Source organism: Bradyrhizobium sp. LeoB3, assembly GCF_055456055.1.
Map to the genome: position 1 here is coordinate 1 of NZ_JBVBEF010000276.1, position 1,620 is coordinate 1,620.

A 1,620-nucleotide genomic window follows, 5' to 3' on the forward strand; every position below is an offset into this window, starting at 1 on the left:
AGCACTGCGCTCCAAGCAGAGGCCGGATACATTGATGCAAGACCGCATCTACCGGATCGTCGAAATCTTCTTGCTACTCAAAAGCGCCGTCCAAGCGGATTGCTTGCGACGTTCGGTCCGCCCTGGAGAGCAGACCACTGAGCGCTCTCCGAAGACTTCGCCATCGGGCCAGTAGGCGACGTCGCGGCGACGCGCTGAAACGGAGACTGGGATGGCCTCACTCGTCATCCCGCCGAGGGAATGGCTCTTGTGTCTTCCGGCCGAGGAACATGTCAGGCATCGGCTGCCGGAGCAGTTCACGTGACTGGTGCAACAGTTCGCGCGTCTGCTCGATTGTTTGTCGGAAATACTGTTCGAGTGGAAAACGGGACGGCGTGCGTCGATCCATGAAGCGCTCCCTCGCTGTGCAGGCGGGAGCGCGACGGTCTCTCAGCCACCGACGCCTACGGGCAGAGCCTCGGCCGGTGATGCGGACCAACGATCTCCGGGCTCTCGGGTTCCAAAGTGAACTTTGGCTGGTGATTGACTTATGTTATTCGTCGGTATGACTGATGCCTTGGATGCCGGTGAAAAGCTTTTTCGGCGGTGTTGTCGCCGCCATCACGGAGACTGAGCGGCTGACTGCTAGGAACAAGGCATGGCGGGCTGGAATTCTTTTCAGCTTAAGGTGGATGGTCACCCGAACGACTTTCCATCCGAAGAGTCAGAAGCTGTATTCTCCTCTGGATTTTCCTGAGCCTGGCCGAACATATCAGCCGCTCCCGAGTGAGAACGAGAACCACGCTCCGCGCGAATGATCCGCAGAATCCCGCGGACGCGAGCTGCGTTCATGCGAGCTTTCTTGAGGTTCTCGCGAGCCTGCTCCCGCGTTATCAGATTTTCGCGGATCGCTCGGTCAGCCCGTCGGAGTAGCGGATCGTCATGCATGTACCCGTAATGCAGATCGGCAAGCACTGTTCCCAACGACTTAGGACGCCGTCCAAATCAATTAGGACAATACGGGCGGCACCGGGGGCCGCCGCCGGTTGAGAGCGGCGACGGCTTTTGCTTTGCGCGCTCAAGCAGCCGCAACTTACCGCCGCGCGGCGTGAAGGAAACGGTCAGCGGGCGCACCGAGGCCATCAATTTGATGACGTTCCCGTTCGCGCAATTCATTGACTAGACGTTCGAGGTAGGGCGGCAAAGGCGAGGCTTCGAGAGATAAGTACTGTTGCAACCTGTTACCCACCTCGTCACAGATCGACCGGGAAGTCTTATGGTCGATGTGGTCCGATGTTCGACCGGTCGGTTTCATATCGCGACCTTTCGATTGGGCCCCACGATTTGCTTAAGTTCACGAGCGTGAAAATGTTTCCCGTACCTTGAAGGATGCCCATAGTTCCATCTAATGGAACGAAGCACTGCCCATATCAAACCCGAGTTGGTGCAGCCTTTCATAGGGCAGCATGCGGTGCGCGTCAGACTGATTGCCATCGTCAGCGCTGATGCGAGCAGCCCGCCGAGTTAGTGAAACTCTGCTTTTCAACACGTTCCGAATGTCCGTTAATGGAATGGTCCGGCCGTGCTCCGGCCCTGCCAGTGCGAGAAGCTGGCAAGGGGCGCTCAAGACAAGGAGCACAC

General features: G+C 58.0%; 1 protein-coding gene. It reads right to left on the reverse strand.

Annotated features, from left to right (window positions below):
- Window positions 1–1,384: 1,384 nt before the first annotated feature.
- Window positions 1,385–1,620, reverse strand: a 236-nt coding sequence (locus tag ACZXDY_RS45810; RefSeq protein ID WP_464349998.1) for a hypothetical protein, incomplete at its 5' end; no start/stop codon positions are given.